Annotated in this window: 6 protein-coding genes; 3 read left to right on the top strand and 3 right to left on the bottom strand. The window is 52.6% G+C overall.

The window, feature by feature from the left end; translation table 11 throughout:
* Nucleotides 1–87: 87 nt before the first annotated feature.
* The 3 genes from pstB to BN1044_RS00190 are packed head-to-tail and all read right to left on the bottom strand — an operon-like array spanning nt 88 to nt 4,797.
* Complete coding sequence (pstB, locus tag BN1044_RS00200) at nt 88–900, bottom strand: phosphate ABC transporter ATP-binding protein PstB (protein ID WP_072307052.1); 813 nt, start codon at nt 898–900, stop codon at nt 88–90.
* 25 nt (nt 901–925) lie between these two features.
* The gene (gene pstA, locus BN1044_RS00195) at nt 926–2,566 is read right to left on the bottom strand and encodes a phosphate ABC transporter permease PstA (protein WP_072307053.1); all 1,641 of its coding nucleotides are present in this window, start codon (nt 2,564–2,566) and stop codon (nt 926–928) included.
* Between the two features lie 41 nt (nt 2,567–2,607).
* Nucleotides 2,608–4,797, bottom strand: coding sequence for an ABC transporter permease subunit (locus tag BN1044_RS00190; RefSeq protein ID WP_072307051.1), 2,190 nt, complete (start codon nt 4,795–4,797; stop codon nt 2,608–2,610).
* A gap of 217 nt (nt 4,798–5,014) precedes the next feature.
* Between BN1044_RS00190 and ppk1 the strand changes: the two genes are divergently transcribed.
* The 3 genes from ppk1 to BN1044_RS00175 form a co-directional block, all read left to right on the top strand.
* Nucleotides 5,015–7,081, top strand: a complete 2,067-nt coding sequence (gene ppk1 / locus BN1044_RS00185; protein ID WP_072307050.1) for a polyphosphate kinase 1 — start codon at nt 5,015–5,017, stop codon at nt 7,079–7,081.
* Nucleotides 7,082–7,105: 24 nt separating this feature from the next.
* Nucleotides 7,106–8,629 carry an exopolyphosphatase gene (gene ppx, locus BN1044_RS00180; RefSeq protein WP_072307049.1) on the top strand — a complete coding sequence of 508 codons (1,524 nt, stop codon included), beginning with the start codon at nt 7,106–7,108 and terminating at the stop codon, nt 8,627–8,629.
* Between the two features lie 209 nt (nt 8,630–8,838).
* On the top strand, nt 8,839–9,293 hold a 455-nt coding region (locus tag BN1044_RS00175), incomplete at its 3' end, for a DUF6531 domain-containing protein (protein WP_254663904.1).

Below are 9,293 nucleotides of genomic sequence, written 5' to 3'. Positions count from 1 at the left end.
ACGCCAGCAAGATGTATATGTCGGACTCGGTATTTTAGGCGGACGTAACCTTTCACCATGCTCTCATAGCCATAAGCATACAAAAACTCACCCATACCTCCCCGTAATATAATCTTCCGTCTTCTTCTGCCTTGGCGAGGTGAACAACGTATCGGTATCGGCGTATTCCACCACTTCACCCTGATGGATAAACGCGGTGTAATCTGACACGCGTGCTGCCTGCTGCATGTTATGAGTGACCAACACCACGCTGTAATTTTCTTTGAGTCCAACAATCAACTCTTCAATGGTCAACGTGGAAATAGGATCCAGTGCAGACGTGGGTTCATCGAGCAACAATACCTCTGGCTCAATCGCAATCGCACGAGCAATCACCAAACGCTGCTGCTGGCCGCTGGATAATTTAAAGGCGTTATCGCTCAAGCGCCCTTTCACCTCATGCCAAAGCGCAGCCTGACGCAGCGCCCGCTCTACGGTTTCATCCAGTATCCGTCGATCGCGTACGCCGTTTAAACGCAGGCCGTACACCACGTTTTCATAGATAGATTTCGGAAACGGATTGGGCCGTTGGAATACCATTCCAACGCGGCGGCGAAGGGAGGCAACGTCAATATCGCCGCCGCTCACACGGCTCCCATTGACGCTCACCTCCCCCTCAACGCGGCACTGCTCAACCAAATCGTTCATACGGTTAAAACAGCGCAGTAGCGTTGACTTTCCACAGCCGGAAGGCCCAATAAGCGCCGTAACACGATTCTTTGGCAGCGACAGATTCACGTCAAACAGCACCTGCTTCGTGCCGTAAAACAGATTTAAATTTTGCGTCGCTAATGCCGTTTGCTCTGGCGGCAAGTTATGCACATCCAGCAGGGGCAATATTTCCGGTGCGGTTAAACCCACGGGCAGGACTCCTCAGAAAAAATAACTAGAGCGACAGCGCGCGATATTTCTCACGCAGGTAATGACGAATCGACATCGCGGCCAAATTTAGCCCCACCACCAGCGTCACCAGCAAAAATGCGGTCGCAAAGACCAACGGACGTGCGGCCTCCACGTTAGGGCTTTGTAACGCCCCATCATAAACTTGGAAACCCAAGTGCATGAATTTTCTATCCAAATGCAAATAAGGGAATACGGCATCAATCGGTAATTCAGGCACAGACTTCACCACGCCAACCAGCATTAACGGTGCCGTTTCACCCGCCGCACGTGCAATCGCCAAGATCAATCCGGTCAGCATGGCGGGCACCGCCAGTGGTAAAACCACCCGCCGCAGTGTTTCCGCCTTGGTTGCACCTAGCGCCAGTGACCCCTGCCGTAATGACGCGGGGATACGTGCTAGCCCCTCTTCGGTGGAAACAATCACCACCGGCAACGTCAGCAGCGCGAGCGTCAGCGATGCCCAAAGTAGCCCCGGCGTTCCAAATGTCGGGTTGGGCAACGCCTCGCTGAAGAATAGCTGATCGATGGATCCACCCAGCACATAGACGAAGAAGCCCAAACCGAAGATCCCATATACAATCGACGGCACGCCCGCCAAGTTCACCACTGCGATACGAATCAAGCGGGTAAACCAGTTTTTACGCGCGTATTCGTGCAGATACACCGCCGCAATCACGCCTAGTGGCATCACGATCACCGACATCAGTATCACCATCAGCATGGTGCCAAAAAGCGCCGGAAAAACGCCGCCTTCCGTGTTAGATTCACGTGGGTTATCCGCCATGAATTTTTTAATCTGTTTTGCCCAGTGTCGAACTTTATCGCCGGAGCTCATCGCGTTAGGCATCCATGCGTCATGAATTTCATAAACGGGAATTTCTCGCTGAACGCCGTTCATATCACGTAGCAGCAAGCTATCGCTTTTTTGATCATGCTCAAGCGCATCCAAGCGGATCATTAATTGCTGATGCTTACGCTCCAACTCCAGCCGTTCGGCGCGAATCTGAGCCTGTAAACGATCGTTCCACGTCCCCTTCATCTCGGCTTGGCGCTGACTTAAACGCATTTTTTCAAACTGTGCGCTGATCGCCGACAGCTGATGCTGACGCAAATGCGCGATCTTCTGAGTCAGCCCACGCGTGCGCTCAATGCTGCTCTGAAGATCGCGCACCACTTGACGCCCCACCAGCGGCTGGCCGTTTTCTAGCAGGCCGACCAGATATCCATAGGCATTCCCGTTATGCTCGCGTTCAAGCACCAACAGATCTTTAGGTTTCCGCGTATGGTGAATATCCTGCGCCAACAGGGTAATAAAATCTTGGTTTTGCCATTCACGGTTGCCCGTTTTGATGAGATAGCGCGGCAGCGTTGCTGGTGCATCCGGCGCAAGCTTGATGCCCGCGTCCAGCAGTTGCTGGCGTGGGATCTGATTTATCGCATAGCGTTCGCCAATAATTCGCTGGCCGTTGTTGAGTTCAAATTCATAGACCGAATGCGGCCAGAAATAGCGCATCCCCTGACCTGCAAGCAGCACAATCAAGCCCAACAACGCCAATAGGCTGATCGTGACCGCGCCCGCGCTGAGCCAAATCCAAGGCCGACCGCTATGAAACCATCGACGCATCCCTTGCGGCTGATTCGGCGCTTGAGCAATTTGCTGATGACTCATAATCCCTCTCGCTCAGCGCTATAGCGCGTACGCAGTTTTAAGCGCACCGTTTCAGCTAAGGTATTCACCACAAAGGTAAACATAAACAACACCAGCGCCGTTAAAAACAGCACGCGATAGTGTGCGCTGCCCACCACAGCTTCCGGCATTTCAATCGCAATATTGGCGGCGAGTGCCCGCAGCCCTTGGAACGGCGTGTTATCCAACAGCGGCGTATTTCCCGTTGCCATCAAGACAATCATGGTTTCTCCCACGGCGCGCCCAAGCCCAATCATCAGCGCCGAGAAGATCCCAGCGCTGGCGCTCGGCAAAAGTACTCTCATCATGGTTTGCCACTGAGTAGCGCCTAGGGCCAACGAACCTTGCGCCAACGAAGCAGGCACGCTAAACAGCGCATCTTCTGCCAGCGAGAAAATCACCGGAACTAATGCAAAGCCAAGCGCTATCGCTACCACCAGCGTATTACGCTGATCGTAACCATCGCCTAAACGCTCATGCAGCGGCATTCCCCACAGCAAAATCTCAAGGTGCGGGGCAAACATAAACCACAGCGCCAATAGCCCTGCGAGCACCGGCAGCAAAAGACAAACATCGAAGCGATAGCCTGAACGCTGCGCCCACTTGGGGAAAACTCGCGTCCACAGCGCAGCGCTGGTCACAATAATGAGAGGGACGAGAATCGGTAGCGCGAGCAATGCTAAAAGATGATTTTCGATGATCGGCGCCAACCAAATCGCGGCGACTAAGCCAATCACTACGGTAGGAAATGCGCCGATCATTTCAATCGCGGGTTTCACCACGCTTCGCTGGCGGGGTGACATAAAGCATGCGGTATACATAGCTCCGGCAACGGCCAGCGGCGTTGCAAACAGCAGCGCGTAAAATGCCGCTTTCAGGGTGCCAAAAATCACCGGCCACAGACTATATTTGGCCTGATAGTTATCGCTGCCGGAGGTGCTTTGCCACACATAATCTGGGGCTGAATGGTTCTCAAACCACGTTGGCTTCAGCAAGGTTTGCCAGCTGATTTCAGGGTAGTCATTACTCAATGGATACCAAAACGTCCCCTGAGCTGTTTCAGCCAGTAACCCTTTCCCCTGCGGATCAAACCACGCCGTTTTCACTCCAGACTTTATCGATGCCCGTAAAACCGCGTTCTCGCGTAATGAAGCATAAATGGCGAGCTCCCCCGTGGGCGCGATTGCAGCAAACACGCGACGGTACGGTTCATGAACCATCAGGCTATTGGCTATCGCTGGCTGATAGCGACGGATCTGAGTCAGCTCCCGCTCGCCATTGCGTTCCACATCAAACCACTGACTTATCTGTCCTTGACTGTTTTGTAACAGCAGCGAACTTGCACCGGGTAAAAGCGTCATCGCCACCATTTTTTGCTGTTCAAACGTGAGCGTTTTCCCTACCCCCTCAAGCGCCGCATTAAGCGTGAACACCGTTAGGCGCGTTGGGCTCAGCACGAACAGGCGGCGAGCATCGGGAGAAAGTAGAACCTGAGTGACCGGCGTGTTTACCACCATCGGATGCACTTGCCAGCCCGTTGGCGTGGACTGCCCGAGCAGCAGTCGTCCGTCCTGAGCAATGGCGGCAATAACCGGCCGCTTTTGCACCATGCCAAGGCTGATTTGGCGCAACGGCTGGCGTTGGGGATCGAAAGCTTCTGGCGTGGTGCCGCGCAGATAGAGCCAGTCAGGCGCAAAATGTCCGGTATCGCCCGTTTTCCCCACCGGATGAAACTGCGGGCTGACCAATAGGATTTTACCATCGCTGGTAGCGAGTGCAGTCGTGGGAAGATCACCGCTCACCGACGCGGCTGAGCTCGGTGCTGACGGGGTGAATTGACGCGCTTGGAGCGGCTGAGGATCCTTCCCCTGCGATTGCAGGGCAATAAACATGCCTTTGCCATCCGCATCGATACGCCACGCCATTTGATGGGTCGCGTCAACGCCAACGGCAAGTGCCGCCGTATTTTTTGGCCAGAGAAGCGCCTGAGGCTTACCGATGCTAGCCGGTTTAAACAGCGGCCAGACCGCAACGAGCAGATACACGAAAATCAGCATCAGCATAGCCAAAACCACCATTCCACCCGCACTCACGACGTAGCGAGTCAGGCGGTCTCGCCAAGCCCGACGCTTATCACGCATTATTAACGCTGGAGTGGTGTGCTGCATGCATATTCCATTAAGAGGCCATCAAAAAGCAGGTAGCATAATATGGCAACATTGTTAACGCCACATTACTGTTTGGTCATTGGACTTTCTCGTCAACTTCTCGCCATAATAAAGGCAGACACTGGGTACTCCCACTTCTATACCCAAAATCATTGAATCGAACGATACAGATTCAAGCATGGCGGGTATATCGTCGCCGTTTAGTATTGGAGTCACAATGGGTCAGGAAAAGCTCTATATCGATAAAGAACTGAGTTGGTTGTCATTTAACGAACGTGTTCTACAGGAAGCCGCTGACAAGAGCAATCCGCTCATTGAGCGTATGCGTTTTCTCGGGATCTACTCCAGCAATCTGGATGAATTCTACAAGGTTCGCTTTGCCGATCTGAAACGCCGCATTCTGATCAGTGAAGAGCAAGGCTCGACGGGCACCTCACGACACCTCCTCAAAAAAATTCAGGCCAAGGTGCTGAAAACCGATCAGGAGTTCGATTCTTTATATAACGAACTGCTGCTGGAGATGGCGCGTAATCAGATTTTCTTGATCAATGAACGCCAGCTTTCAGAAAATCAGCAGGTGTGGCTGCGCCAATATTTTAAAAATCACCTGCGCCAGCACATCACGCCGATCCTGATAAACAATGAAACCGATTTGGTTTCATTCTTAAAAGACGACTATACCTATTTAGCCGTCGAGATTATTCGTGGTCATCAGACTAGCTACGCGCTGTTGGAAATTCCGTCGGATAAAGTCGAACGCTTCATCATTCTGCCACCGGAAACGCCTCGCCGCCGCAAGCCAATGATTTTAGTTGATAACATTCTGCGATACTGTCTGGATGATATCTTCAAAGGCTTCTTTGATTACGATGCCTTGAACGCCTACTCCATGAAAATGACCCGAGATGCTGAATACGATCTGGTCACAGAGATGGAATCCAGCCTGATGGAACTCATGTCATCAAGCCTGAAACAGCGCCTGACCGCCGAGCCGGTACGCTTTGTCTATCAGCGTGACATGCCTGATGAATTGGTCGAATTGTTGCGCCAGAAACTTGGTATCTCCTCCTACGATTCCGTCATCGCGGGCGGTCGCTACCACAATTTCAAAGATTTCATCAAATTCCCTAACGTGGGCAACGCCCACTTAGTGAATAAACCCCTGCCGCGCCTGCGTCATATCTGGTTTGATAAATTCCGCAACGGCTTTGACGCCATTCGCGATCACGACGTGCTGCTCTACTACCCGTATCACACGTTCGAGCACGTGCTCGAGCTGCTGCGTCAGGCGTCCTTTGACCCAAGCGTGCTAGCGATAAAAATTAATATCTACCGCGTGGCTAAAGATTCTCGCATCATCGAATCGATGATCCACGCGGCGCACAACGGTAAAAAAGTCACCGTGGTGGTTGAGCTACAGGCGCGTTTCGACGAAGAAGCCAACATCCACTGGGCGAAGCGTTTAACCGAAGCCGGCGTGCATGTGATCTTCTCAGCTCCGGGGCTGAAGATTCACGCCAAACTGTTCCTGATTTCGCGTAAAGAAGGCGACAGCATCGTGCGCTATGCACATATCGGCACCGGTAACTTCAACGAAAAAACCGCGCGCGTCTATACAGACTATTCGCTGCTCACCGCCGATGCGCGTATCACCAACGAAGTGCGACGGGTGTTCAATTTCATTGAAAACCCATACCGCCCGGTTAGCTTTGAACACCTGATGGTGTCACCACAAAACTCGCGCCGTATGTTGTATCAGCTCATCGATCAGGAAATTACCAGCGCACAGGCTGGTCTCACCGCAGGGATCACCCTGAAGCTCAATAACTTGGTGGATAAAGGCTTGGTTGATCGCTTATATACCGCCTCTTCAGCCGGGGTCAAAATCCGCCTTCTGGTGCGTGGCATGTGCTCGCTGGTGCCTAACATCCCGGGCGTTAGCGATAACATTCAGATCACCAGCATCGTCGATCGATTCTTAGAACATGCACGCGTCTATGTGTTTGAGAACCATGGCGATCCGCTGGTTTATCTCTCCTCTGCTGACTGGATGACCCGCAATATTGACTATCGCATCGAAGTTGCCGTTTCGCTGCTCGATCCAACGCTGCGCCAGCGCGTGTTAGATCTGCTCGAACTGCAATTCTGTGACACCGTTAAGGCGCGGTATCTTGATAAAGATCTCAGCAACCGTTATGTTCCGCGCGGAAATCGCCGCAAGGTACGATCTCAGTTAGCGATTTATGATTACCTCAAGGCCCTTGAACAGCCTGATAACCAATAACAATTACAGACTTATAGGCCGCTTATGCCGCTAAATCATTCCAATAATAAACCGCAGGAAATTGCTGCAATCGATCTGGGCTCTAACAGTTTCCATATGGTTATTGCCCGCATCGTGAACGGCGCGCTTCAGGTTCTGGGACGCCTGAAGCAACGAGTCCATCTGGCCGATGGCCTTGATAGCAATAATATGCTCAGCGAAGAAGCCATGGAGCGCGGCGTTGCCTGCCTCGCTCTGTTTGCTGAACGTTTACAAGGATTTCCTGAAGAAAACGTCTGTATCGTAGGCACGCATTCGCTGCGTCAAGCCGCCAACGCCGAAGAGTTTCTCAAACGTGCTGCGAAAGTAATTCCGTATCCGATTGAGATCATCTCGGGTCACGAAGAAGCGCGACTCATTTTTATGGGCGTGGCGCACACGCAGCCAGAAAAAGGCCGCAAGCTGGTGATCGACATCGGCGGCGGCTCCACTGAAATGGTTATCGGTGAAGACTTCGATCCGCTGCTGGTCGAAAGCCGCCGTATGGGCTGCGTGAGTTTCGCTCGCCAATTCTTCCCTAACGGTGAAATCAGCAAAGATAACTTCCAGCGTGCTCGTTTAGCGGCAGCGCAGAAACTGGAAAATATGGCGTGGCAGTATCGAATCCAAGGCTGGCAGGCTGCGCTCGGTGCGTCTGGCTCGATCAAAGCCGCCCATGAAGTGTTGATTGCACTGGGTGAAAAAGATGGCCTCATCACGGCGGAGCGTCTTGAACTGCTGCGTAATGAAGTGCTTAAGTACAAGCGTTTCAACGAATTAGCCTTACCGGGGCTTTCGGAAGATCGTCAGGCAGTGTTTGTGCCGGGGCTGTCGATTCTTTGCGGCGTGTTTGATGCGCTGGCGATTAAACAGCTACGGCTATCGGATGGCGCACTGCGTGAAGGCGTGCTCTATGAGATGGAAGGACGTTTCCGCCATCAGGATATTCGCAGCCGAACCGCGCGTAGCCTAGCGGAACACTATAATATCGATCACGAACAAGCCTATCGCGTACTGAGCACGGTACAGCAGCTTTACGCTCAATGGATGGCTCAGAATAGCAAACTGGTTCACCCACAGCTAGAGGCGTTGCTCAATTGGGCCGCCATGCTGCATGAGGTTGGTTTGAGCATCAACCACAGCGGCATGCACCGCCATTCAGCCTATATCCTGCAAAACACCAACCTACCGGGATTTAATCAGGAGCAGCAACTGTTGCTGGCAACGCTAGTCCGTTTCCACCGTAAAGGTGTAAAGCTGGATGAGCTACCACGCTTAACGTTGTTTAAGAAAAAACAGTATATCCCGCTGATCCAAATCCTGCGCTTGGCGGCGTTGCTGAATAATCAGCGCCAATCCACCACTACGCCAGAATCGCTGGAGCTCGAAACCAACGGTTTTCATTGGATCCTGCGTTTTCCACGGGGTTATCTGCAACAAAATAACCTCGTACAGCTCGATGTGGAAAAAGAGCAGTCATACTGGAAAGACGTTGAAGGCTGGAGTTTACTGGTAGAAGAACAGCTGTAAAGAAGGATTCAAACTTTTGATAGAGCGAGTTTCGCTGTATTGATTTTTATTAGACCACAGCCTCAATATCGCCCTATTCATAGGGCGTTTTCCGCAAACACTTAAATTTCTCTTAATTAATTCATAAATCAAACGCCATTTAACAATCCCTCAGCCCGTGGCATAGATAAGCGCACTCGGTGTGCATATTAACGACAGGGATAAGTGCAATGGCAGGATTACCCGCAGCGCGTCAAACAGACCAAACCACAATAGGTGGCCCTATCACGCAGGGCTCGTTAGGCGTGTTGATCGGCGCACCCAGCGGCGTCGCCTGCTCGACCTGCCCCAATGGACAAAAAGTCGGTAAACCCGTCAACCCGTTATTGGGCGCCAAAGTCCTCTCCGCCGAAACCGACGTCGCCTTACCGGCCGCCGTGCCTTTTATCCTGTCCCGCAGCTACAGCAGCTACCAAACCGATACCCCAGCGCCTGTGGGCTTGCTCGGCCCCGGCTGGCAGTTGCCCAGCGGCATCAGCCTGCTGGTGACCAAAACCGGCCTTATCCTCAACGATAACGGCGGGCGCAGCCTGCATTTCAACACGCTCGCCGTTGGTGAGGCGCATTTCAGCCGCAGTGAATCCCTGTGGCTGGTGCGCGGCGGCCTGCTGGAGCGCGATAAAAA

Source organism: Hafnia alvei (assembly GCF_900095695.1).
Classification (GTDB): Bacteria; Pseudomonadota; Gammaproteobacteria; order Enterobacterales; family Enterobacteriaceae; genus Hafnia; species Hafnia alvei_B.
The sequence above is the reverse complement of the archived record's forward strand: the minus strand, read 5'-3'. Positions and strand labels throughout refer to the sequence as shown.

Excerpts from the sequence above, each read along its gene's own strand:
- BN1044_RS00190 (WP_072307051.1), bottom strand. The coding sequence starts at position 4,797 with ATGCAGCACACCACTCCAGCGTTAATAATGCGTGATAAGCGTCGGGCT.
- ppx (WP_072307049.1), top strand. The coding sequence starts at position 7,106 with ATGCCGCTAAATCATTCCAATAATAAACCGCAGGAAATTGCTGCAATC.
- pstA (WP_072307053.1), bottom strand. The coding sequence starts at position 2,566 with ATGCGTCGATGGTTTCATAGCGGTCGGCCTTGGATTTGGCTCAGCGCG.
- ppk1 (WP_072307050.1), top strand. The coding sequence starts at position 5,015 with ATGGGTCAGGAAAAGCTCTATATCGATAAAGAACTGAGTTGGTTGTCA.